General features: G+C 71.4%; 23 protein-coding genes. 7 read left to right on the top strand and 16 right to left on the bottom strand.

Annotated elements, in window-relative coordinates; all coding sequences use genetic code 11:
* Positions 1-125: 125 nt before the first annotated feature.
* From ACIQFX_RS37425 to ACIQFX_RS37410, 4 genes are read right to left on the bottom strand one after another with little or no spacing between them, the layout of a single operon-like run.
* Positions 126-800: a response regulator gene (locus tag ACIQFX_RS37425; RefSeq protein ID WP_402472657.1), complete on the bottom strand. Its 675-nt coding sequence runs from the start codon at positions 798-800 to the stop codon at positions 126-128.
* The gene (locus ACIQFX_RS37420) at positions 797-2,038 is read right to left on the bottom strand and encodes a sensor histidine kinase (protein WP_402472655.1); all 1,242 of its coding nucleotides are present in this window, start codon (positions 2,036-2,038) and stop codon (positions 797-799) included. Before ACIQFX_RS37420 ends, ACIQFX_RS37425 begins: the two co-directional genes overlap by 4 nt.
* 13 nt (positions 2,039-2,051) lie before the next feature.
* Positions 2,052-2,834 carry an ABC transporter permease gene (locus ACIQFX_RS37415; protein WP_402472653.1) on the bottom strand — a complete coding sequence of 261 codons (783 nt, stop codon included), beginning with the start codon at positions 2,832-2,834 and terminating at the stop codon, positions 2,052-2,054.
* Positions 2,831-3,733, bottom strand: coding sequence for an ATP-binding cassette domain-containing protein (locus ACIQFX_RS37410; protein ID WP_402472651.1), 903 nt, complete (start codon positions 3,731-3,733; stop codon positions 2,831-2,833). Before ACIQFX_RS37410 ends, ACIQFX_RS37415 begins: the two co-directional genes overlap by 4 nt.
* A gap of 145 nt (positions 3,734-3,878) precedes the next feature.
* Here ACIQFX_RS37410 and ACIQFX_RS37405 point away from each other — a divergent pair, with 145 nt between their 5' ends.
* Positions 3,879-4,439 carry a GNAT family N-acetyltransferase gene (locus tag ACIQFX_RS37405; RefSeq protein WP_402472648.1) on the top strand — a complete coding sequence of 187 codons (561 nt, stop codon included), beginning with the start codon at positions 3,879-3,881 and terminating at the stop codon, positions 4,437-4,439.
* 110 nt (positions 4,440-4,549) lie between these two features.
* Here the strand turns inward: ACIQFX_RS37405 and ACIQFX_RS37400 are convergent, their stop codons facing one another.
* From ACIQFX_RS37400 to ACIQFX_RS37370, 7 genes are all read right to left on the bottom strand, one after another.
* Positions 4,550-6,058 carry a type VI secretion protein gene (locus ACIQFX_RS37400; RefSeq protein WP_402472646.1) on the bottom strand — a complete coding sequence of 503 codons (1,509 nt, stop codon included), beginning with the start codon at positions 6,056-6,058 and terminating at the stop codon, positions 4,550-4,552.
* Positions 6,059-7,459: an ATP-binding protein gene (locus ACIQFX_RS37395; protein WP_402472643.1), complete on the bottom strand. Its 1,401-nt coding sequence runs from the start codon at positions 7,457-7,459 to the stop codon at positions 6,059-6,061.
* Between the two features lie 20 nt (positions 7,460-7,479).
* Entirely contained in the window at positions 7,480-9,033 is a 1,554-nt protein-coding gene (locus ACIQFX_RS37390) for an SCO6880 family protein (protein WP_402472641.1), read from the bottom strand.
* Positions 9,030-10,343, bottom strand: a complete 1,314-nt coding sequence (locus ACIQFX_RS37385; RefSeq protein WP_402472638.1) for a hypothetical protein — start codon at positions 10,341-10,343, stop codon at positions 9,030-9,032. The genes ACIQFX_RS37390 and ACIQFX_RS37385 overlap by 4 nt, the downstream gene beginning before the upstream one ends.
* Complete coding sequence (locus tag ACIQFX_RS37380; protein WP_402472635.1) at positions 10,333-11,169, bottom strand: hypothetical protein; 837 nt, start codon at positions 11,167-11,169, stop codon at positions 10,333-10,335. The genes ACIQFX_RS37385 and ACIQFX_RS37380 overlap by 11 nt, the downstream gene beginning before the upstream one ends.
* A gap of 109 nt (positions 11,170-11,278) precedes the next feature.
* Positions 11,279-11,587 carry a hypothetical protein gene (locus ACIQFX_RS37375; RefSeq protein WP_017242359.1) on the bottom strand — a complete coding sequence of 103 codons (309 nt, stop codon included), beginning with the start codon at positions 11,585-11,587 and terminating at the stop codon, positions 11,279-11,281.
* Between the two features lie 259 nt (positions 11,588-11,846).
* Complete coding sequence (locus ACIQFX_RS37370; protein WP_402472634.1) at positions 11,847-12,419, bottom strand: TetR/AcrR family transcriptional regulator; 573 nt, start codon at positions 12,417-12,419, stop codon at positions 11,847-11,849.
* A 176-nt stretch (positions 12,420-12,595) separates the two neighbouring features.
* Between ACIQFX_RS37370 and ACIQFX_RS37365 the strand changes: the two genes are divergently transcribed.
* Together ACIQFX_RS37365 and ACIQFX_RS37360 are read left to right on the top strand one after the other, a co-directional pair.
* Positions 12,596-13,624: an NlpC/P60 family protein gene (locus ACIQFX_RS37365; RefSeq protein WP_402472631.1), complete on the top strand. Its 1,029-nt coding sequence runs from the start codon at positions 12,596-12,598 to the stop codon at positions 13,622-13,624.
* A 232-nt stretch (positions 13,625-13,856) separates the two neighbouring features.
* Positions 13,857-14,582 carry a phosphatase PAP2 family protein gene (locus ACIQFX_RS37360; RefSeq protein WP_402472629.1) on the top strand — a complete coding sequence of 242 codons (726 nt, stop codon included), beginning with the start codon at positions 13,857-13,859 and terminating at the stop codon, positions 14,580-14,582.
* A gap of 65 nt (positions 14,583-14,647) precedes the next feature.
* Here the strand turns inward: ACIQFX_RS37360 and ACIQFX_RS37355 are convergent, their stop codons facing one another.
* On the bottom strand, positions 14,648-14,803 hold the full coding sequence (locus ACIQFX_RS37355) for a hypothetical protein (RefSeq protein ID WP_402472626.1): 156 nt from the start codon (positions 14,801-14,803) through the stop codon (positions 14,648-14,650).
* Between the two features lie 131 nt (positions 14,804-14,934).
* On the opposite strand from ACIQFX_RS37355, the gene ACIQFX_RS37350 reads away from it, so the two are divergent.
* Both ACIQFX_RS37350 and ACIQFX_RS37345 read left to right on the top strand, forming a co-directional pair.
* The gene (locus ACIQFX_RS37350) at positions 14,935-15,777 is read left to right on the top strand and encodes a hypothetical protein (RefSeq protein ID WP_402472623.1); all 843 of its coding nucleotides are present in this window, start codon (positions 14,935-14,937) and stop codon (positions 15,775-15,777) included.
* Between the two features lie 118 nt (positions 15,778-15,895).
* Positions 15,896-16,084 (top strand): hypothetical protein, encoded by a 189-nt coding sequence (locus ACIQFX_RS37345; protein WP_402472621.1) that lies wholly within the window; start codon positions 15,896-15,898, stop codon positions 16,082-16,084.
* A gap of 155 nt (positions 16,085-16,239) precedes the next feature.
* Here ACIQFX_RS37345 and ACIQFX_RS37340 read toward each other — a convergent pair whose 3' ends face one another.
* On the bottom strand, positions 16,240-16,593 hold the full coding sequence (locus ACIQFX_RS37340) for a metal-sensitive transcriptional regulator (RefSeq protein WP_376487449.1): 354 nt from the start codon (positions 16,591-16,593) through the stop codon (positions 16,240-16,242).
* A 193-nt stretch (positions 16,594-16,786) separates the two neighbouring features.
* Here ACIQFX_RS37340 and ACIQFX_RS37335 point away from each other — a divergent pair, with 193 nt between their 5' ends.
* Positions 16,787-17,407, top strand: coding sequence for a DUF47 domain-containing protein (locus tag ACIQFX_RS37335; protein WP_030495503.1), 621 nt, complete (start codon positions 16,787-16,789; stop codon positions 17,405-17,407).
* A gap of 5 nt (positions 17,408-17,412) precedes the next feature.
* Positions 17,413-18,411, top strand: coding sequence for an anion permease (locus ACIQFX_RS37330; RefSeq protein ID WP_402472619.1), 999 nt, complete (start codon positions 17,413-17,415; stop codon positions 18,409-18,411).
* 96 nt (positions 18,412-18,507) lie between these two features.
* On the opposite strand, the gene pstB is transcribed toward ACIQFX_RS37330, so the two are convergent.
* From pstB to pstC, 3 genes are read right to left on the bottom strand one after another with little or no spacing between them, the layout of a single operon-like run.
* Entirely contained in the window at positions 18,508-19,284 is a 777-nt protein-coding gene (pstB, locus tag ACIQFX_RS37325; RefSeq protein ID WP_376487454.1) for a phosphate ABC transporter ATP-binding protein PstB, read from the bottom strand.
* A 24-nt stretch (positions 19,285-19,308) separates the two neighbouring features.
* The gene (pstA, locus tag ACIQFX_RS37320; RefSeq protein WP_402472615.1) at positions 19,309-20,379 is read right to left on the bottom strand and encodes a phosphate ABC transporter permease PstA; all 1,071 of its coding nucleotides are present in this window, start codon (positions 20,377-20,379) and stop codon (positions 19,309-19,311) included.
* Positions 20,376-21,350: a phosphate ABC transporter permease subunit PstC gene (gene pstC / locus ACIQFX_RS37315; RefSeq protein WP_402472613.1), complete on the bottom strand. Its 975-nt coding sequence runs from the start codon at positions 21,348-21,350 to the stop codon at positions 20,376-20,378. Before pstC ends, pstA begins: the two co-directional genes overlap by 4 nt.
* Positions 21,351-21,421 lie beyond the last annotated feature (71 nt).

Below are 21,421 nucleotides of genomic sequence, written 5' to 3'. Positions count from 1 at the left end.
GGAAGCTAAGCCTTTCAGCGCCGATGGTACTGCAGGGGGGACCCTGTGGGAGAGTAGGACGCCGCCGAACAATCATTAGCCTCAACCCCCGGACATTGTCCGGGGGTTGAGGCATTTTTGCGTTCTCAGGCCGGTGCCACGAGTTGGGTGTCGTAGGCGAGGATCACCGCTTGGACGCGGTCGCGGGTGCCGGTTTTGGCGAGGATGCGGCCGACGTGGGTTTTGACGGTGGATTCGGCGAGGTGGAGGCGCTCGGCGATCTCGGTGTTGCTCCAGCCCTGGCCGATGACGGTGAGGATCTCGCGTTCGCGGTCGGTGAGGGCGGCGAGGCGGGGATCGTCGGGGCGGGGGGCGCCGGCGGCCGCGGGGGACGGCGGGAGGTGGTGGACGTAGGCGTCCAGGAGTCGGCGGGTGAGGCTCGGGGCGACGACGGCGTCGCCGGCCGCGACCGCGCGGATGCCGGCGAGGAGCTCCTCGGGCTGGGCGTCCTTGACCAGGAAGCCGCTGGCGCCGGCGCGGAGGCCGTCGTACGCGTACTCGTCGAGGTCGAAGGTGGTGACGATCAGGACGCGGGTGCGGGCGCCCGTGGTGATGATGCGGCGGGTGGCCTCGATGCCGTCGAGGCCGGGCATGCGGATGTCCATCAGGACGACGTCGGGGTGGTGGCGGTCGACCAGGCGGACGGCCTCCGTGCCGTTCGAGGCCTCGCCGACGACGGCCATGTCGTCCTGGCTCTCCAGCAGCATGCGGAAGCCGAAGCGCTGCATCGGCTGGTCGTCCGCGATGAGAACGGTCGTCACGAGGGGGAGCCTTCCCGGGGGAGTCGGAGCGTGACGGCCCAGCCGCCGGTCGGCAGGGGGCCGGTTTCGAGTGTGCCGTCGTAGAGGGCCGCGCGTTCGCGCATTCCGACGAGTCCCTGGCCCTGACCGGGTGTTGTGCTCGCCGTGCCGTCGTCCGTGATCTCCGTCCGCGTCTCCTCGGGGGCGTACGTGAGGGTCACCCGTGCCGTCGCTCCCGCGCCCGCGTGCTTCAAGGTGTTCGTCAGGGCCTCCTGGACGACGCGGTAGATCGTCAGCTGGGCGCCCGGGGGGAGCGGCGGGGCGGTCGCGGGGGCGGGGCGGGCGTCGAGATGGACCGGCAGGCCCGCCTTGCGTACCCCCGTGATCAGGGAGTCCAGGTCGGCCAGGGTGGGTTGGGGGTCGCGGGCGGCTTCCTGGTCGTCGTCGCGCAGGACGCCGAGGAGGCGGCGGAGTTCGGTGAGGGCCTCGCGGCCGGTCGTGCCGATGGCGTCGAGGGCCTGGGTGGCGCGCTCGGGGTTCCTCGCCGCCGCGTACCGGCCGCCGTCGGCGAGGCCGGTGATGACGGAGAGGTGGTGGCCGACGATGTCGTGCATCTCGCGGGCGATGCGGGTGCGTTCGGCGGCGGCGGCGAGCCGGACCTCCTGGTCGCGTTCGATCTCCAGGCGGCGGGCGCGGTCGACGAGGCCGGCGGTGTGCTCGCGGCGGGACCGGACGACGATGCCGAGGAGTTCGACCAGGGCGTACGCCCACAGGGTGGGGAGGACGCGCTGGTCCCAGCTGCCGGAGGGGAAGCGGATCGCGCTCACGACGAGCGGGGGCGGGGTGAGGGCGAGGGACAGGAGCAGGGTGCGGGTGGGGCGGCTCAGCACGATGTGGAAGAGCGGGAGCGTCTGGAGGTAGGCGGCCTGGAGGGAGGCTCCGGACGCCTCGCTGACGAACGCGGCGGCGGCCATCACCGCCAGGGCGGTCGTGGGGTGGCTGCGGCGCCAGAAGAGCGGGAGGGACAGGGCCAGGCTCAGGGTGACGACGAGCCAGGTCGGGACGCTTGGGTCGTGGGCGGTGGTGCGCCAGCCGCCGGCCGCGTCGACGAGCGCGGCCACGGTCCAGCCGGCGGTGAGCGCGGCGTCCCAGAGGCGGGGGCGGCGGGCGTCGGAGGCCCGGACCCGGGCGATCAGACGCTGGACCTGTCGGCTCGGGCCCGTGGTACCGGTGGGCTGCGGTATCTCCTCCGTGATCACCCGGTCATCATCCTCATACGTCCCGGCGGTCGAGCAACAGTGCGGGCACGGCGAGTGCGGCGGCGGCCCACAGGAGCAGGGCGAGGAGGGCCGCGCCGGGGGAGGCCGCCCCGGGCAGCGGGGTCGCGGAGCCGAGGGCGCCGGCCGCCTGGGTGGGGAAGTACCGGACGGCCGTGTCCACCGCCTCGTACGGGAGCAGCCCGAAGACCTCCGGCACGACCAGGACGCCGCCGACGAACGCGCCGATGGCGCCCGGGACGGAGCGGAGGCCGGCGCCGAGGCCGAGGGCGATCAGGCCGAGGAGGGTGACGCCGGCGGCGTTGCCCGCGACGGCGGCGAGGACGCCGTCGTCGGCGAGGGAGGCGGCCTGGTCGGTGTCGGAGAGGAAGAGCTGGGCGGTGAGGAAGGTCAGCAGGGCGGTCAGGAGGGAGACCGTGAACACGACGCCGGTGTAGACGGCCGCCTTCGCCCACAGGACGGGGAGGCGGCGGGGGACGGCCGTCAGGGTGGCGCGGATCAGGCCCGTCGCGTACTCGCCGGCGGTGACGAGGATGCCGAGGACGGCGAGGGCGATGCCGCCGAGCTGGGAGCCGTACAGGACGAGGACGACGGTGTCGACGTCGGAGTCGCCGCCGTCGGAGGTGTACGTGGCGCCCATGAGGACGCCGACGCCGAGGAGGATCGCGGCCGCGGTGAGGACGGTGGTCCAGGTGGAGCGGACCGTCCACAGCTTGTGCCACTCCGAGCGGAGGACGCGGGCGGTGGAGAGGCGGTAGGGGGCGGCGGGGGTGGTCATGCGGGGGCTCCCTGGTACTCGACGGAGTCGTGGGTGAGGGCCATGAACGCCTCCTCCAAGGAGGGTGCCCTGGGGGTGAGTTCGTGGAGGGTGAGGCCGTGGGCGGCGGCCGTCCGGCCGATCTCCGGGGCGTCGGGGCCGGTGACGAGGAGGGTGTCGGGGGCCTCCGCGGTGATCCGGGCGCCGGGGAGCAGGCCGCGCAGCCGGTCCGGTTCGGGGGTGACGACCTTGACGGAGGCGCCGCCCGAGGACCGTACGAGCTCGTCGACCGTGGTGTCGGCGAGGAGCCGGCCCCTGCCGATGACGATCAGGTGGTCGGCGGTGAGGGCCATCTCGCTCATGAGGTGGGAGGAGACGAGGACGGTGCGGCCTTCGGCGGCCAGGGACTTGAGGAGGGTGCGGATCCACAGCACACCCTCGGGGTCGAGGCCGTTGACCGGTTCGTCGAGGACGACGGTGGCCGGGTCGCCGAGGAGGGCGGCGGCGATGCCGAGGCGCTGGCCCATGCCGAGGGAGAAGCCCTTGACGCGTTTCCGGGCGACCTGGGTGAGGCCGGTGAGGGCGAGGACCCGCTCCACGCGCGCGCGGGGGATGCCGTGGGTGAGGGCGAGCGCCGTGAGGTGGTGGTACGCGGAGCGGCCGGGGTGTACGGAGCGGGCTTCGAGGAGCGCGCCGACCCGGGTGAGCGGGGCCGGGTGGCCGGCGTAGGGGAGGCCGTCGACGGTGGCGTGGCCGCGCGTCGGGGCGTCGAGGCCGAGGAGCATGCGGAGGGTGGTCGACTTGCCCGCGCCGTTGGGGCCGAGGAAGCCGGTGACGGTGCCGGGGCGGACGGTGAAGCTGAGGTCCCGTACGACGGTGGTGTCCCCGTACCGCTTCGTGAGGTTCTCTGCTCGGATCATGCTTCCGACGGTAGGGAGCGGGCGGGCCGCCTTCGTCCGACCGGGGGCGGGAGCCGGGGCGCGGGCGTAGTACCGGGGTACGACGCGGGGCGCTGACCAGGAAATTCTTTTGTCGGTCGGGTGGGGACAGGCGAGGATGCTCCGCATGGACTTCTCGATACGTGTGATCCGTTCCGACGAGTGGGAGAAGGCCCGGGAGCTGCGGCTCTCGGCGCTGAAGGACCCGATCGCGCACCTCGCGTTCCTCGACACCCACGAGGACGCCGTCGCGCGTCCCGACTCCTTCTGGCAGGAGCGGACGGAGGGCGCGTCGGAGGACGGACCCGGCGGCGTGCGCCAGTTCGTCGCGGAGGCGCCGGACGGGCGGTGGCTGGGCACGGCGTCGGTGCTCGTGGAGCGGGCCGGCCAGGAGACGTTCTTCGGTGACGTCCCGGAGGTCGAACAGGCCCATGTCGTCGGCGTGTTCGTCCGGGACGAGGCGCGCGGCTCCGGAGTCATCGACGCGCTGTTCGCGGCGGCGGCCGAGTGGTCCTGGTCGCTGGAGCAGCGGATCGCCCGGGTGCGGCTGTACGTCCACGGGGAGAACGTCCGGGCCCAGGCGGCGTACAAGCGGCTCGGGTTCGCGGACACCGGTGTCCGGGTCGCCCTGCACGGTGCGGAGGACGCGCACGAGCTGGAGTACGAGCTGCTGCGTCCGGCGGAGTGAGGCTGCCGCGGGTCGGGCCGCGGCCGGGGTGGAGGGGGGTCGGGCGGTGGTCCGGGCAGGGGCCGGGCGGTGGTTGAGGCCGGTGGTCCGGGCGGTGGCTGCCGTCGGTCTCAGCGGCTGAGCGAGTCCTCCGGCCAGCGGGACCTGGCCTGTTCGGGGGAGCGCATCAGGGCCAGGGTCGGGAGGCCCTGGGTGTGGCCGGTGGCGAGGAGCTCCGGGAGACCGGGGATCGGGGCCACGGCGGCGACGTCGTCCAGGACGAGGGCCATTGGTGGGTCGAGCCGACCGTCGGATGACCGTGCGGCCATGCGGCGGCCGTGCTCGACCACGCTTGCGGCGAGCGCCGTGAGGAGCGGCATCGCGCCGGGGTGGGTGCGGGGGTCCTCGATCGCCTCTCCCACCACGTAGAGGGTGCCCCCTTCGGCGACGAAAGATGCGAGCGCCAGCGAATCCGTTCGATTCGGGGTGCAGGCCTCCCGGATGTGGACAGCGGAGAGCGCCGCCAGCGCACGGGCCGTCAGTTCCTGTGCCAGGCGCCTGCTTTCCGGGTGGGCGGTGAGCGCGGACTCCAGCAGGCCCGCGTGGCCGGAGGCGGCCTTGGGGTGGCTGCGCAGGATTCGTACCGGCTCGTGGGCGCCCGCGCCCTGGGCCCAGCGCAGGACCTGCCGGAACGGGCGGCCGTCGACGGCCGCGGCGTGCAGCCAGCACCGCAGGAGCGTTTCGGCGGTGTCGGCGGTGGCCGCGTCCAGGCGCGAGTGCGGGCGTACGGGCGCCAGCAGGGCGACGGCCCGTTCCTGGGCGACCGCCGGGTCCTCGCACCGCTCGGACGGCGACCAGTGGAGCCTCGCCGGCGTGTCGCACACATGGCCGGTGTCGTGCACCAGCACCGGCCCGAGCTTCCCGCGCGCGTCCTTCGTCGCCGCCCAGACCTCGGGATCCGAGGTGACGACGAGCACCGGGCCCTCGGCGTCCCTGATCGCCTGGACGGCGGCGGGACGGCGGGCCTCCGGGGGGCCGTACACGGTGCGGGGGGTGCCAGGGGGAGTGACGGGGGCCGTGAGTTCCGGGAGCTCCGTGGGAGCCGGGAGGGGTTCCGGGGCCCGGGGGGTCTCCTCCGCCGGGCGGCGGGGCGCCGGGGGCTGTACGGGCTCCGGGGTTTCGCGTACGGGCTGCGCGCGATCCCGTACGGGCCGGCCCGGCTCTCGTACCGGCTCCGGGGCGTCGTGCGCGGGCTTGCGGGGGGTCGGGTGGTCGTACGTGCCCGCCTTGCGGTGGGCGCGGACGGCGCGCCAGCGGGTGAGGGTGCCGAGGGCGAAGACGGCGAGGACCAGGAGGATCATGGCCTCGCCGATGAGGAGGCCCCAGAAGAGGCCGTATCCCGAGAGCTGGCCCGGTGGGGTGGCGGGCCAGGCCGCGGGGAGGTCGGTGGGGGCGGTGGCGAGGGAGCGGAGGGCCGAGGGGGTGCCGGTGAAGGCGACCCCCTGCGGCCAGGCGCCGTGCGCGAAGAGGCCGGAGAGGCCGGTCGCCGTCCACACCAGGACGGTGAGGCAGAGGAGGAGGCCGAAGAGGCTGAGCAGCAGCCCGTCGGAGACTCCTCCGCCCTTCCGCGCCGTGTCCATCTACGCCACCGTCGACTGCGAGGAGCCGTTGATCTGCTGCTCGACGAGGAGGGCGCGCTGCTCCGTCTCCCACTCCAGTTCCGCGTCGGCGTTCGGGTCCGAGGCCTCGGTCATGGCGCGGTCGGTGTAGACGAGCGGGCGTTCCCGCTCGGTGACGAGGTGTTTGACCACCTGCACGTTGCCGTTGACGTCCCAGACGGCGATGCCGGGGGTGAGGGTCGGGATGATCTCCACCGCCCAGCGGGGCAGGCCGAGGACCCGGCCGGTGTTGCGTGCCTCGTCGGCCTTCTGGGCGTAGATGGTCCGGGTGGAGGCCATCTTGAGGATCGCCGCGGCCTCCTTGGCGGCCGCTCCGTCGACGACGTCGGAGAGGTGGTGGACGACGGCGACGAAGGACAGGCCGAGACGGCGGCCGAACTTCAGGAGGCGCTGGAACAGCTGGGCCACGAAGGGGCTGTTGATGATGTGCCAGGCCTCCTCGACGAGGAAGATGCGCTTCTTCCGGTCGGGCCGGATCCAGGTGTGCTCCAGCCAGACGCCGACGATCGCCATGAGGATCGGCATGGCGATGGAGTTGCGGTCGATGTGGGACAGGTCGAAGACGATCAGCGGCGCGTCGAGGTCGATGCCGACGGTCGTCGGGCCGTCGAACATGCCGCGGAGGTCACCGTCGACGAGGCGGTCGAGGACGAGGGCGACGTCCAGGCCCCAGGCCCGTACGTCGTCTATGTCGACGTTCATCGCCTCGGCCGATTCGGCCTTGGGGTGGCGGAGTTGCTCGACGATGTCGGTGAGGATCGGCTGCCGGTCGGTCTTGTGCTCGGTGACGTAGGCGTGGGCGACCTTGAGCGCGAAGCCGGAGCGCTCGTCGAGGCCGTGGCCCATCGCCACCTCGATGATCGTCCGGAGCAGGGCGAGCTGGCCGGTCGTGGTGATGGACGGGTCGAGGGGGTTGAGGCGGATGCCGGAGTCGTTGGCGACCATCGGGTCGAGCCGGATGGGAGTTATCCCCAGCTCCTGCGCGATGAGGTTCCATTCGCCGACGCCGTCCTCGCCCTGGGCGTCGAGCACGACGACCTGCCGGTCCCGGAAGCGGAGCTGGCGGAGCACGTACGTCTTCTCCAGGGCCGACTTGCCGTTGCCGGACTCGCCGAGGACCAGCCAGTGCGGGGCGGGGAGCTGCTGCCCGTACAGCTGGAACGGGTCGTAGATGTAGCCCTTCCCGCTGTACACCTCGCGGCCGATGATGACGCCGGAGTCGCCGAGGCCGGGGGCGGCCGTCGGCAGGTAGACGGCCTGCGCCTGCCCGGTGGAGGTGCGGACGGGCAGGCGGGTCGTCTCCACCTTCCCGAAGACGAAGGAGGTGAAGGCGTCGGTGAGGACGGACAGCGGATCTCGCATCGGTCTGTGCCCCTTCGGCCCTAGCGGCGGATGCCGGTCGCGAACGGCAAGGTGTTCACAAAGGCCCGGTGGTGCTCGCGGTCGCACCACTCCAGCTTCAGGTACGACTTGCCGGCGGAGGCCCTGATCGTGCGCTTGTCCCGGGCGAGGGCCTCGGGCGAACGCGACGACACCGTGATGTACCCGACCAGGTTCACTCCCGCAGCGCCGCTGGCGAGATCTTCACCCCGCTGGTCGAGCCGGCCGTGGGCGGCGATGTCGCGCGGGTCGACCGTGCGGTTCATCTTGGCGGCGCGGCTGGCGTCCGCCTCGTCGTTGGTCTTCTCGGTGAGCATGCGCTCGATGGCGACCTCGGTGGGCTCCAGGTCCATGGTCACGGCGACCGTGCGGATGACGTCCGGGGTGTGGACGAGGAGCGGGGCGAGGAAGTTGACGCCGACCGGGGTCATCGGCCACTCCTTCACCCAGGCCGTGGCGTGGCACCAGGGGGCGCGGGTGGAGGACTCGCGGGTCTTGGCCTGGAGGTACGTCGGTTCCATCGCGTCGAGTTCGGCCGGCCAAGCGTTTCGTTTCGTCATGGCCTGGATGTGGTCGATCGGGTGGTCCGGGTCGTACATGGAGTGCACCAGGGACGCGAGGCGCGACTGGCCGAGGGGCTGGCGGACGCGGATGTCGGCCTCGGCGAGGCGGGCGCAGATGTCGGTGAGCTCGCGGGCCATGACGACGGCGAGGCCGGCGTCGCGGTCCAGCTTGCGGGCTCCGGAGGCGTGCCGGGCGGCGCGGGCCATGGCGTTGGCCTCGGCGGCGAGTTCGCGCGTGTAGTGCATGCAGGCGACGAGGTAGGCGCGGTGCTGCTCGCTGGAGGTGGAGACCATCGACTGGAGCTGGTCGTACGACTCCATGAGCCACGCGGGCGCGTGCGGGTCGCCGCGCTGGCCGACGTCCTTGGCGTGCGCGTCGGGGTCGGCGGGCAGGGTGCGGGCCAGCATCTGCAGCCGGGTCACGAAGCCGTCGCCGTTGGCCACGTGCTTCAGGAGGGTGCCGAACCGGTCGACCAGGGCCTCCTGGTCCTCGCTGTCGCGCAGGCCGACGCCCGGGCCCTCGATCTCGATGGCGGCGGTGACCGTACGGCGGTCGGCGTGCAGCAGGACGGCGATCTCGTCGGGCCCGAAGGGGGCGGCGAGCCAGCCGACCCGGCCGATGCCGGGCGGCGGGCCGACCTCGACCTCGCGGCCGTCCAGGCGGGTGCCGGCCTCGACGACGACGGAGCGGTACGCCGTACCGCGCTTGAGCATCCGCTTGTAGCTGCGGTTGATCTCGAACCACTTGTAGAACGTGCGGTGCTTGTACGGGAGGTACACGGCCGCGATCGCGATCATCGGCAGGCCGGCGAGCAGCGCGATCCGCAGGGGGAGGAGGGGGACGAGGAGTCCGCTCATCATGCCGAGGAAGGCGCCGACGATGATCAGGGCGATCTCGCCGGTCTCGCGGTTCTTGCCGACGATCGCGTTCGGCCGGGCACGGCCCACGAGATACGTACGGCGGGGCGCGACCGGCTGGGACTGGGTCGTCAACGCCCTGCACCTCCAGAGTTCTTGCGGTTGCTGTGCGGGGTACCCGCGGTGGGACTGCTGCTACGGGGTGCCGGCGGCGGTGTCACGCCGCCGCTCCCGCCGCGGCTGCTGTGGGCCGCCATGCCGCCCGACACCGGGTTGGCGGGGCGGGCCGCCTGGGGGCCGCCCTGGCCGCCGCCGCTGTCGCGGGTGCTGTGCGTCTTGATGCCCTGGGAGACGAGGGAGGCGGGGGAGGAGATGACGGCGGCGGCCGCGTTCTCGCCCGCGCGGTGGAGGCGGTTGTTGCGGGAGGCGGCGATCTCGTCGCCGAAGCCGGGGACGAAGCGGTAGATCATCGCGGAGGCGAAGATGGCGAGCAGGATGATCGCCAGGCCGGAGACGACGGCGGAGAACGAGTCGGGGCCCGTGCCGGAGGAGAGCGCCCCGGCCAGGCCGAGGACGATCACGATGATCGGCTTGACCAGGATCACCGCGATCATGATGCCCGCCCAGCGGCGGACGTGGCCCCACATGTTCTTGTCGACGAGGCCCGAGTACACGACGACGCCGAGGAGCGCGCCGACGTACAGCATCACGGCGCGGAGGAACAGCTCCAGGTACAGCACGCCGGCGGCGAGGACGGTCACCAGCGACACGATGATCAGCATGATCGGGCCGCCGCCGATGCTGTCGCCCTTCTGCAGGGCCTGCTTGAAGCTGCCGAAGAACACGTCGGTCTGCTGGCCCGTGCCGGACGCGATGACCTCGGTGACGGCGTCGGTGGCGTTGACGACGGTGTAGAGGATGAGGGGGGTGAAGGCGGAGGCGAGGACCGTCAGCCACAGGAACCCGATCGCCTCCGACAGCGCGACGGTCAGCGGCACGCCCCGCACGGCGCGCTTCGCCACGGCGAGCAGCCACAGGAGCAGGGTGAGGAAGGTCGCGGCGGCGAAGACGATGGCGTAGCGGCCGAGGAACTGCATGTTGGTGAAGTCGACGTCGGCGGTTTCCTTCACCGCCTTCGAGAGGAAGTCGATGGTGGCGATGGCCGCGTCGGCGCAGCCGCGGGCCAAGGACTTCAGGGGATCCACGGCGGCCGTGGGGTCGGTGAGCGGGTCCTTGTCGCCTCCGCCGGTCCCCTCGCCGTCCACGCAGTACTTCCGCGCGGGGCCGGAGATCAGTGCGCAGCGATCATCGCTCGGGCTGGGTGAAGGGGTGGCGGGCGGTGTGGGGGCCGCTGTCGCGCGGGATGCCAGGGAGAACGCCGTGACCTGTGCTGCCACGAGGAAGGACAGGACGGTACGCCCACGGGAACGTGGCCTAGCGCGCATAGGTGAACCCCCCGAATTCCCTGACTGCGTCCGCGATCTCTTCGGAACCGGAGACAGGGGTGTCTCCGTTGACGGGGGTGGGCCCCGTCGTCTGCGTGGTCGAGAGGACCTTCCAGTCCGACCCGCTCCACTTGAGCTTGAAACTGACGGTGAACCATCCGTGGGTGACCGGCTTGGTCGACGAGGCGCCCGTGAGGCCGGTCATGCCGACGGCCCAGACGTCGACCTCGGCCGACTCGTCGGAGTAGCTCTTGACCTTCGCGCCGACCGGAATCGTACGACTGACGAACGTTGCTCCGCTGGGCGCGCTGCCGTCGCCGTTGAGGCCGATCTGCTTCAGGAAGTCCTGTGAGTAGTCGGCGTCGTAGCCGGACTGGAGCTTGTCCAGGGTGCTGGCGTCCGTCACGGTGGCGACGATCTCGCGGCGGCGGTCGGTGTTGAACATCTCCGCCGACCCCAGTGCCACCGCGTAGTTCGTTGCCGCGCTTTGGGCGCCCTGGTCGTCGTGGGCGTAGCCGGTGGGGATGGGGCCGGTTCTGTCGGTGACGGGGCGGGTGCCGGTGGCGGAGGTGGGGGCGGTGTCGGCGGGGGTTCTGGCGCGGGGGCCGGCGGCGTCGGCGGGGGCGCCGCCGCCGCGGTTGGCGAAGGCGATGGCGGCGACGAGGACGACCACCACGCCCACGACCGTGATGAGGGAGCGGGAGCTGCGGACGGGGCGGCGGGCGCCGCCGTAGACGTCGCGGTTGTTGCCCTCGGGCAGGCGGGTCCGGGTCTGGCCCGAGCCGCCCACGCCGCCGAAGCTGTCGTGCTCGTCGCCGGGACTCATGCCGGGTACGCCCCCTCGTTCGTTCGCGGGTACGGCAGTGCTGCAACATGGCTGGGCATCGGGGAACGCGGCATCAGATGGCCTCGGATGGATGGGGTCCGACGGGGGATCAGACGGCCATCCCGTACACGATGGTGAACAGCGTGCCGAGTGATCCGATGATGAAGACGCCGGTGAGGCCGGCGACGATGAGGCCCTTGCCCTGTTCCGCGCTGAACGTGTCGCGGAGTGCGGTCGCGCCGATGCGCTGCTTGGCCGCTCCCCAGATGGCGATGCCGAGGCAGAGCAGGATGGCCACGGCCATCACGACCTCGATCATGATCTTGGCTTCGGCGCCCAGGCTCCCGAAAGGCCCCCAGTTCGGGGCGATTCCACCGATGATGGTGGTGATGTCGCCCTTTTCGGCCGCCAGGTACATGTAACTCACCGCCCCTGTTGGGTAGTTGTCTGCCCCTGCCGGACGGCATGGGTCATCGCCCTATCTTCGCTGATGAAACCGCTCGCGTGTGACGGCTTGGCGGCTCTCTTTACCCGATCCCCGCACACTTGACCGATCTGACCGTCTTGACCTGCGGTGGTGTGGCCGGTTTCTCATGCGAAGAAGCGTATGGTCACTCTGTGTATCACGGAGGGTGACTCCGGGCAATGATTGTCGTTGTTGCACTCTTGGGGCGGCGTCAGGTGTAGGTGGCGACCAGTCGGGAGAGGTGACGGCCCGCCAGGAGCAGGGGCTCCTCGGTGCGGGTGGCCTGGGCGGTGGCCTGGGCGCCTTCGAGGGTGTGGACGACGGTGGCGGCGAGGTCGCGGGCCTCGGGGTCGGGGAGTCCGCAGTCGAGGAGCTTGTCGGCGACGAGGTTGCGCCAGGAGTAGAGGGCGTCGGCGCAGGCCCGCTGGATGGGGTTGACGGAGCCGAGGGTCTCCAGGGCGGCGGCGGTGACGGGGCAGCCGTCGGTCCAGTCGGAGGCGCGGAGTTCGCGGGCCAGCAGGCGGGCGCAGGCGTCGACGGCGGCGGCGGGGTCGTCCTCGCCGTCGAGGGCCGAGCGCAGGAGGTCGGCGAAGGCCTCGCGGCCGTGGGCGAGGGCCGCGACGGCGACGGCTTCCTTCCCGCCGGGGAAGAAGTGGTAGACGGAGCCGAGGGTGGCGTCCGCCTCGTTCGCGATCTGCTTGACGCCGGTGCCGGTGTAGCCCTGGCGTCGGATCAGGCGCGAGGCGGCGGTGACGATGCGGTCGCGGGTGCTGCTGGTCTGCATGGGGGCGAGGGTAGGTCGTGTCGCGGCGGGGTGGTTAGAGCGTTCGTTCCAGTGGGCCGCGGCGGTCGAACGCGTCCGGTGCGTGACCGGGGTGTCGCGCAACGTCCCCAGGAGGGCCCTCGCCGCCTAGACTGGGCTGCCGGGGCGTACTGCCATGAACCGAGGGGTGGTTGACGGTGCGTAGGGCTGGCAAGGCGTGGCTGTGGGCCGGCGGGAGCCTCGGCGTCTGCCTCGGTTTCCTCGCGCTGCTCGTCGTCGGTACGTACTCGGCGGCGGCCGGTATCGCCGGTGGGGCGGGCAGTTCGGCGAACGGCACCGTGGCGCTGGCCAAGGGGTCCGTGCCCGCGCTCTACCAGGGGCTCGTGCAGCGCTGGGGCAATCTCTGCCCGGCCATCAACCCGGCCCTGCTCGCCGCGCAGCTCTACCAGGAGAGCGGCTGGAACCCGCGGGCGGTGTCCTCCGCCGACGCCCGCGGCATCGCGCAGTTCATCCCCGGCACCTGGGCCGGCCACGGCATCGACGGGGACGGGGACGGGGACCGGGACATCTGGGACCCGAAGGACGCGATCCCGTCGGCGGCCTCGTACGACTGCGAACTCGCCGGCTACGTGAAGGACGTGCCGGGGGACCCGGCGAACAACATGCTGGCCGCGTACAACGCGGGCGCGTACCGGGTCATCAAGTACGGCGGGGTGCCGCCGATCAGCGAGACCCAGAACTACGTGCGCATCATCCGGTCCCTGGAGAAGAGCTTCGCCCGGCCCGTTGGGCGGGTCGATCCGTCCCGGCTGGCCGCGGGGGCGATCCACTACGCGCAGGGGAAGCTGGGCACGCCGTACCTGTGGGGCGGTACGGGCACGGCCGCGCAGAACGGGCGGTTCGACTGCTCCGGGCTCACCCAGGCCGCGTACGAGAGCGTCGGGATCAGGCTGCCGCGCGTCGCCAACGACCAGTACAACGCCGGTCCGCACCCCTCGCGGGAGGAGCTGCTGCCGGGGGACCTGGTCTTCTTCTCGGACGACCTGACCAACTCGCGGGCCATCCGGCACGTCGGCATCTACGTCGGCGGCGGGTACATGATCGACGCGCCGCGCACCGGGGCGGTGATCCGTTTCGACCGGATCGACACCCCGGACTACTTCGGCGCCACCCGGGTCACCGCGGACGGCGCCGCGGCGCTGCCGACCCATCTGCCGCAGGCGTAAAGGGGCCAGAGGGGCCGTCGGGCGGCTTCCGGGCCCCTTCGGGCGTATGGGGCATGGCTGGAACTCTCCGTCATGCACTGGCCCTGAGCTGCGGAGAACCGTCTCTCTTAGGTAACGTCCTCATGATCCACCGGAGCGAGCGGAACGTACGCCTCAGGCGGTTCGTTCCCCGATCCGACCACTCTGACCACGGGGGTTGGACGACAGACACGAGAGCAAGGGGCCGCAGCAGATGGCTGTACTCGCATCGGACGGTTCGAACCCCGATGTCAGCCTGCTCTACGACATCAACGGACTGGCCAAGGCCGCTCCGCCGTGGTTCGACCGCGTCATGGAATTCGTCGGCGAGTACGGGATCGTGCTCGGGATGGTCCTCGTGGTGCTGTGGTGCTGGTGGAGCGTCCGCCGGCGCGGCACCCCCACCGACTCCGTCGCGGCCGTCACCGCGCTCGTCTGGGCCCCGCTGGCCGCCGGCGTCGCACTCCTCGTCAACATCCCCATCCGCGGCTTCGTCGAGCGCCCCAGACCCTTCAAGGACCACAAGGGCCTGGAGGTCCTGGTGGACGGGAAGACCGACTTCTCGTTCGTCAGCGACCACGCCACCCTGGCGATGGCCCTCGGCGTCGGGCTCTTCGTCGCCCACCGCGGCTTCGGCCTCGCCGCCATCGGCCTCGCCCTCGCCGAGGGCTTCGCCCGCGTCTACATGGGCGTCCACTACCCGACCGACGTCATCGGCGGCTTCGCCCTCGGCACGGCGGTCGCCCTGCTCCTCGCCCCGCCGGCACTGGCCCTGCTGACCCCGGTCGTCTCCGCCGTCGCCCGCTCCGCCACCGGCACCCGGCTGGTCCGCTCCCGGCGGGCCGGCGGCGCGCGCCACCCCGAGGCGGTCGGCATCCCCGAGCCCCGGCTCGGCGGCCCGGCCCCCGGTGGCACCTGCCAGAAGGACCTCGCGGCCTGAGCCGCCCACGACCTCGCGGCCCGAGCCGCCCGTGAGAGCCCGGCCCGGACGCGTCCGCGCCGGGCTCAGTCCTTGTTCGTACGGGAGTGCTCGGCGGCGTCGGTGCGCGCGCGGTCCCTTGATCTGCGGGCCGGGCCCGTCCAGCCGCAGCTGCACCGTGCCAGCGCGAACGAGCCGCGCTCCGTCGTCGTGGTGGTGTGGGCCGAGGCCTGCGCGTGCACACCACCACCGTACTGCGCGTGACGGCACGCCCCGACCGTCGTTAGGGGGAGCGGGTGTCCCTCGGGCCCGCGGGGCCGGGGGCGGGCGGGTCCCGGGCAAACAGCGGTGAGGCGTTGGGGGTTGGCAGGACATGGTGGTGCAGCCGTACGGGCGTCCGCGGGGCCGGAGGAGCGGGGCGTTCGCCGTCACCGCCGTCCTGGTCGGCTCCTTCACTGGAGCCGCGGCGGTCTCCGGGTGCGCGGCCCCCGAGGACCCCAAGCCCGTGGGCGACCCCCTGCTCACCGTGCGGAACGCGGCCGACGGGCTGGTGCGGGCCGGCACCTCGAAGGCGAGCACCTCGATGGAGATGGCGTCCGGCGGCACCCGGGTCACCATCCGGGGCGAGGGCGGCTACGACTTCCGGCGCCGCACCGGCCGGCTCCAGGTGGTGCTGCCGAAGGACGCGGCCGGCGCGAGCGAGCACCGGCCGATCACCGAGCTCCTCACCCCCGGCGCCCTCTACATGAAGAACCGGGGCGCCGGGGTGCCCGCCGACAAGTGGGTCCGCGTCGACACCACCACCCTCGACGACGGGAACCTCGTCACCGGCGGCGCCACCGACCCCGGCGCGGCGGCCGAGCTGCTGCGGGGCGTCCGGGAGGTCGCGTACCTCGGCGAGGTCGAACTGGCGGGGGTGAAAGTCGGCCACTACCGGGGCGTCGCCGACATCGCGCACGCGGCCCGGGCGGCCTCGCCGCAGCTGCGCGGGGTGCTCGCCGCGGCGGCGAAAGGGTTCGCCGAGGACACGGTGCCGTTCGACGCCTACCTGGACCGGGAGGGGCGGCTGCGGAAGGTGCGCCACCAGTTCAGCTTCAGCAACCAGGGCCGCACGGTCGCCGTCGCGTCGACGACGCTGCTGTACGGGTTCGGGGCGCCCGTCGAGGTGACGCTGCCGGACCGGCGGCACATCTACACGGGGAAGATCGAGGCCTGACCTGGGCGGGTGATGGGGCGGACCATCGGCAAATGGTCCGGACGTGTCATGCGCGGTGCGTTGCCCCCTCCCTACGCTGGGAGACCGCTGGGAGACCGACGCCGGCAGGAAGAGGTGGATGCGCGTGGCCCCGCCCGGTACAGCAACCGTGCCCGCAGACCCGGACTGCGTCGCCCTCGCCGAGATCGAACTGTGCGGCGACCTGATCATCGCGGCGTCGGCCGCCGCCGACGGGGAGCGGCTCAGCGCCGACCGGATCGACGAGGTCCTGCGCGTGGCGGCCGAGCGGGCCGTACGGGACCTGTGACGACCGGGCCGTACGAGGGGGATCCGGCGGCCGGGCCGTACGGGGTTCCCCCGGGGTACGGCCCCGCGGCGTTCGGCGGCACGGCCCGCGGGGCGGCCGGGCCGGGGGCCGTCCCCGGACCGGACGGGTCGGGTGCGGCCCCGGTGTCGGCCGGGTCAGGTGCGCAGCATGCGGGCGATGGCCTTCGTGGCCTCCTCGACCTTCTCGTCGATGCCCGAGCCGGAGGCCGCCGCGTCCGCGACGCAGTGCCGCAGGTGCTCCTCGAGGAGCTGGAGCGCGAAGGACTGGAGCGCCTTCGTCGAAGCCGACACCTGCGTGAGTATGTCGATGCAGTAGACGTCCTCGTCGACCATCCGCTGGAGGCCGCGGATCTGGCCCTCGATCCGGCGGAGCCGCTTGAGGTGCTCGTCCTTCTGCTTGTGGTAGCCGTGCACGCCGTGCCCGTGGTCGGCCGGCTCGACCGTCTCGACGGTGTCGGGGGTGACCTGGTCCGTCTCGGTGGTCGTCATCGCGTCCTCCCGTTGTCCAGAAAGGGGGTGTATACCCCTCGTGGGTATATGGTACCGATCCCCGCCGTTCCGGGCGGGGGCACGTGAGGTTCACTGTGCCTGATGGGCGACACTGAGAGGACGCCGGTTAGCCGTGGCCGGATGATGCGCCTAGCATCAGCCTGACCGAAACCCAGCACCCCGAGGACCCCACGTGCGATTTCGTCTGACCCCCAGGGAGACGAGCTTCTACGACATGTTCGCCGCGTCCGCGGACAACATCGTCACGGGCTCCAAGCTCCTGATGGAACTGCTCGGAGCGGAGCCTTCCGCCCGGGCCGAGATCGCGGAGCGGATGCGGGCAGCGGAGCACGCCGGCGACGACGCCACCCACGCGATCTTCCACCAGCTGAACTCCTCTTTCATCACGCCGTTCGACCGTGAGGACATCTACTCGCTCGCGTCGTCCCTCGACGACATCATGGACTTCATGGAAGAGGCCGTCGACCTGGTCGTCCTCTACAACATCGAAGAACTCCCCAAGGGTGTCGAGCAGCAGATCGAGGTCCTGGCCCGCGCGGCCGAGCTGACCGCCGAGGCGATGCCGAACCTGCGGACGATGGACAACCTCACCGAGTACTGGATCGAGGTCAACCGGCTGGAGAACCAGGCCGACCAGATCCACCGCAAGCTGCTCGCCCACCTCTTCAACGGCAAGTACGACGCCATCGAGGTGCTGAAGCTGAAGCAGGTCGTCGACGTGCTGGAAGAGGCGGCCGACGCGTTCGAGCACGTGGCCAACACGGTGGAGACCATCGCGGTCAAGGAGTCCTGAGCTTCGTGGACACCTTCGCCCTGATCGTGACCATCGGTGTCGCGCTCGGCTTCACGTATACGAACGGCTTCCACGACTCCGCCAACGCCATCGCCACCTCGGTGTCGACCCGGGCGCTGACCCCCCGGGCCGCGCTCGCCATGGCGGCGGTCATGAACCTCGCCGGTGCCTTCATGGGCAGCGGGGTCGCCAAGACCGTCAGTGAGGGGCTCATCGAGACCCCGACCGGTGACAAGGGGATGGGCATCCTCTTCGCCGCGCTCGTCGGCGCGATCATCTGGAACCTCATCACCTGGTACTTCGGCCTGCCGTCCTCCTCCTCGCACGCCCTCTTCGGCGGCATGGTGGGCGCGGCGCTGGCCGGCGGCACCGAGGTGATCTGGGGAGGCGTCCTCGACAAGGTCGTCATCCCGATGTTCATCTCCCCGGTGGTCGGCCTCATCGCCGGCTACCTCGTCATGTGCGCGATCCTGTGGATGTTCCGCAAGGCCAACCCGCACAAGGCCAAGCGCGGCTTCCGCATCGCGCAGACGGTGTCGGCGGCCGGCATGGCCCTCGGTCACGGTCTGCAGGACGCGCAGAAGACCATGGGCATCGTGGTGATGGCCCTGGTCATCGCCGACGTGCAGCAGGCCGGCGACGACATCCCGGTGTGGGTGAAGATCGCCTGTGCCGTGATGCTCTCGCTCGGTACGTACGCGGGCGGCTGGCGCATCATGCGGACCCTCGGCCGCAAGATCATCGAGCTGGACCCGCCGCAGGGCTTCGCGGCGGAGACCACCGGTGCGTCGATCATGTTCGGCTCGGCGTTCCTCTTCCACGCGCCGATCTCGACGACCCACGTCATCACCTCCGCGATCATGGGTGTCGGCGCCACGAAGCGCGTCAACGCGGTCCGCTGGGGCGTCGCCAAGAACATCATCATGGGCTGGTTCATCACCATGCCGGCGGCGGCGCTGGTCGCCGCGGCGAGCTACTACGTGGTGCGGCTGTTCTTCGGCTGACGACCGGGCGCAGGAAATGGTCGGGCCCGGCTTCCCTTGTGGGGAGCCGGGCCCTTCGTCATGCGGTGGCACCGCCATGCAGCACCGCAGACGTGTTTATCCGAAGCGGCCGGAGATGTAGTCCTCGGTCGCCTGGACGCTCGGGTTGGAGAAGATGCGCTCGGTGTCGTCCAGCTCGATCAGCTTGCCGGGCTGGCCGACCGCCGCCAGGTTGAAGAAGGCGGTGCGGTCCGAGACGCGGGCGGCCTGCTGCATGTTGTGCGTCACGATGACGATCGTGAAGCGCTCCTTCAGCTCGCCGATCAGGTCCTCGATGGCGAGGGTGGAGATCGGGTCGAGGGCGGAGCAGGGCTCGTCCATGAGCAGGACGTCCGGCTCGACCGCGATGGCGCGGGCGATGCACAGGCGCTGCTGCTGACCGCCGGAGAGGCCGGAGCCCGGCTTGTTCAGGCGGTCCTTGACCTCGTTCCAGAGGTTGGCGCCCTTGAGGGACCGCTCGACGATGTCGTTCAGCTGGGACTTCTTGTAGCTGCCGTTGAGGCGCAGGCCCGCCGCCACGTTGTCGAAGATCGACATGGTGGGGAAGGGGTTGGGGCGCTGGAAGACCATGCCGACCGTGCGGCGGACGGCGACCGGGTCGACGTTCGTCCCGTACAGGTTCTCGTCGTCCAGCATCACCTTGCCCTCGACGCGGCCACCGGGGGTGACCTCGTGCATGCGGTTCAGGGTGCGCAGGAAGGTGGACTTGCCGCAGCCGGACGGGCCGATGAAGGCCGTCACGGAGCGGGGCTCGACGGTCATCGAGATGTCGTCGATCGCCTTGTGGGCGCCGTAGTAGGCGGAGAGGCCGCTGACGTCGATGCGCTTGGCCATGTGAATCACTTCCTATTGCCGCGGTCAGCGGCCGGTCTTCGGGGCCTTCCAGCGGGCGATGCCGCGGGCCACCAGGTTGAGGATCATGACGAAGGCGATCAGGACGAGCGCGGCGGCCCAGGCGCGGGCCACGGCGGCGTCGGTGCCGACCGCGTACTGCTCGTACACGTAGAGCGGCAGGGAGGACTGGGCGCCTTCGAAGGGGTTCGGGTTGATGAGCTTCGTACCGAACACGAGGAGCAGGATCGGGGCCGTCTCACCGGTGATGCGGGCGACCGCGAGCATGACGCCCGTGGTGATGCCGCCGATCGCGGTGGGCAGGACCACCTTCAGGATGGTGCGCCACTTGGGGATGCCGAGGGCGAGGGAGGCCTCGCGGAGCTCGTTCGGGACGAGCTTGAGCATCTCCTCGGTGGAGCGGACCACGACCGGCATCATCAGGATGGCGAGGGCCATCGCGCCGGCGAAACCGGAGGGACCGAATCCCAGCATCAGGTTCCAGGTGGCGAGGATGAAGAGGCCGGCGACGATCGACGGGATGCCCGTCATGACGTCGACGAAGAAGGTGACGGCCTGGGCGAGCTTCCCGCCGCCGTACTCGACGAGGTAGACCGCGGTCAGCAGGCCGATCGGCGCGGCGATCAGGGTCGCGATGCCGACCTGCTCGATGGTGCCGAGCAGCGCGTGGTAGACGCCGCCGCCGGCCTCGGCGTCGAGGACGCCGTTCATCGAGTGGCTCAGGAAGTAGCCGTCGAGGACGTCCATGCCCTTGCTGATCGTGACCCACGCCAGGGAGAGCAGCGGGACGACGGCGAGGACGAACGAGACCCAGATCAGGCTGGTGGCGACACGGTCCTTGGCCTGGCGGCTGCCCTCGACCTTGGTGGTCACGCCGAAGGTGAGGAGGACGAAGAGCAGCGCGGCGATCAGGCCCCACTGGACCTTGCTGTGCCAGCCCGCGGCGAGGCCGATGCCGATGCCTCCGGCGATCGAGCCGGCGGCGATGGCGGCCGGGGTCCAGCGGGGGAGCCGGGCGTGGGAGAGAGGACGGCGCGGGGCCACGTGGACCGGACGTTCCTGTATGGCGTGGCTCATGCCGCGGCCCCCGAGTACTCCTTGCGGCGGCCGATGATCCAGCGTGCGGCGCCGTTGACCAGCAGGGTGATGGCGAAGAGGACGAGACCGGAAGCGATGAGGGCGTCCCGGCCGAACTCGTTGGCCTCGTTGAACTTGGCGGCGATGTTCTGCGCGAACGTGCCGCCGCCCGGGTCGAGCAGGTGGCCCGAGATGAGGAAGCTGGGGGAGAGGACCACGGCGACGGCCATGGTCTCGCCGAGCGCGCGGCCCAGGCCCAGCATGGAGGCGGAGATGATGCCGGAGCGGCCGAAGGGCAGCACCGACATGCGGATGACCTCCCAGCGCGTGGCGCCGAGGGCGAGGGCGGCCTCTTCGTGCATGCGCGGGACCTGGAGGAAGACCTCGCGGGTGACGTTGGTGATGATCGGAAGGATCATGATCGCCAGCAGGATGCCCACGGTGAAGAGGTTGCGGGCGACGCCGTCGCTGGACTTGTCGAAGATGTACGTCCAGCCCATGTACTGGTCGAGCCACTGGTTCAGGCCGTCCAGGTACGGGACCAGGAAGATCGCGCCCCACAGGCCGTAGATGATGCTGGGCACGGCGGCGAGCAGGTCGACGACGTACGCGAGCGGCTTGGCCAGCTTGCGCGGGGCGTAGTGCGAGATGAAGAGGGCGATCCCGATCGCGACGGGCACGGCGATGAGCATCGCGATGACCGACGAGACGACCGTGCCGAAGGCGAGGACGGCGATGCCGAAGACCGGCGGGCTGCCGGCCGGGTTCCACTCGAAGGTGGTGAAGAAGTTCGTGCTGTCCTTCGAGATGGCGAGGACGGCGCGGTAGGTGAGGAAGACCGCGATCGCGGCCATGATCACGAGGAGGGTGATGCCGGAGCCTCGGGACAGGCCGCTGAAGATGCGGTCCCCGGGGCGGGACGCGTTCTTGGCGCGCCGGCTCCTCTGTATGTCTGGTGTGGTGGTAGCCATCTGCTTCTCCGGTCTGCGGTGCCCGTACGGCTTGCACGGGCTCCTGGCGGCGGTGCACCGGATGCCGGGCC

This window comes from Streptomyces sp. NPDC093089 (assembly GCF_044754405.1).
In the GTDB taxonomy this organism is placed as follows: Bacteria; Actinomycetota; Actinomycetes; order Streptomycetales; family Streptomycetaceae; genus Streptomyces.
Note: the sequence above shows the minus strand (reverse complement) of the source record. Positions and strands in the feature narration are given on the sequence as shown.

Bases quoted from the DNA above. Each gene is read 5' to 3' on its own strand.
- ACIQFX_RS37415 (WP_402472653.1), bottom strand. From the start codon at position 2,834: ATGACCACCCCCGCCGCCCCCTACCGCCTCTCCACCGCCCGCGTCCTC.
- ACIQFX_RS37410 (WP_402472651.1), bottom strand. From the start codon at position 3,733: ATGATCCGAGCAGAGAACCTCACGAAGCGGTACGGGGACACCACCGTC.
- ACIQFX_RS37405 (WP_402472648.1), top strand. From the start codon at position 3,879: ATGGACTTCTCGATACGTGTGATCCGTTCCGACGAGTGGGAGAAGGCC.
- ACIQFX_RS37400 (WP_402472646.1), bottom strand. From the start codon at position 6,058: ATGGACACGGCGCGGAAGGGCGGAGGAGTCTCCGACGGGCTGCTGCTC.
- ACIQFX_RS37395 (WP_402472643.1), bottom strand. From the start codon at position 7,459: ATGCGAGATCCGCTGTCCGTCCTCACCGACGCCTTCACCTCCTTCGTC.
- ACIQFX_RS37385 (WP_402472638.1), bottom strand. From the start codon at position 10,343: ATGCGCGCTAGGCCACGTTCCCGTGGGCGTACCGTCCTGTCCTTCCTC.
- ACIQFX_RS37380 (WP_402472635.1), bottom strand. From the start codon at position 11,169: ATGAGTCCCGGCGACGAGCACGACAGCTTCGGCGGCGTGGGCGGCTCG.
- ACIQFX_RS37375 (WP_017242359.1), bottom strand. From the start codon at position 11,587: ATGTACCTGGCGGCCGAAAAGGGCGACATCACCACCATCATCGGTGGA.
- ACIQFX_RS37370 (WP_402472634.1), bottom strand. From the start codon at position 12,419: ATGCAGACCAGCAGCACCCGCGACCGCATCGTCACCGCCGCCTCGCGC.
- ACIQFX_RS37360 (WP_402472629.1), top strand. From the start codon at position 13,857: ATGGCTGTACTCGCATCGGACGGTTCGAACCCCGATGTCAGCCTGCTC.
- ACIQFX_RS37350 (WP_402472623.1), top strand. From the start codon at position 14,935: ATGGTGGTGCAGCCGTACGGGCGTCCGCGGGGCCGGAGGAGCGGGGCG.
- ACIQFX_RS37345 (WP_402472621.1), top strand. From the start codon at position 15,896: ATGCGCGTGGCCCCGCCCGGTACAGCAACCGTGCCCGCAGACCCGGAC.
- ACIQFX_RS37340 (WP_376487449.1), bottom strand. From the start codon at position 16,593: ATGACGACCACCGAGACGGACCAGGTCACCCCCGACACCGTCGAGACG.
- pstB (WP_376487454.1), bottom strand. From the start codon at position 19,284: ATGGCCAAGCGCATCGACGTCAGCGGCCTCTCCGCCTACTACGGCGCC.
- pstA (WP_402472615.1), bottom strand. From the start codon at position 20,379: ATGAGCCACGCCATACAGGAACGTCCGGTCCACGTGGCCCCGCGCCGT.
- pstC (WP_402472613.1), bottom strand. From the start codon at position 21,350: ATGGCTACCACCACACCAGACATACAGAGGAGCCGGCGCGCCAAGAAC.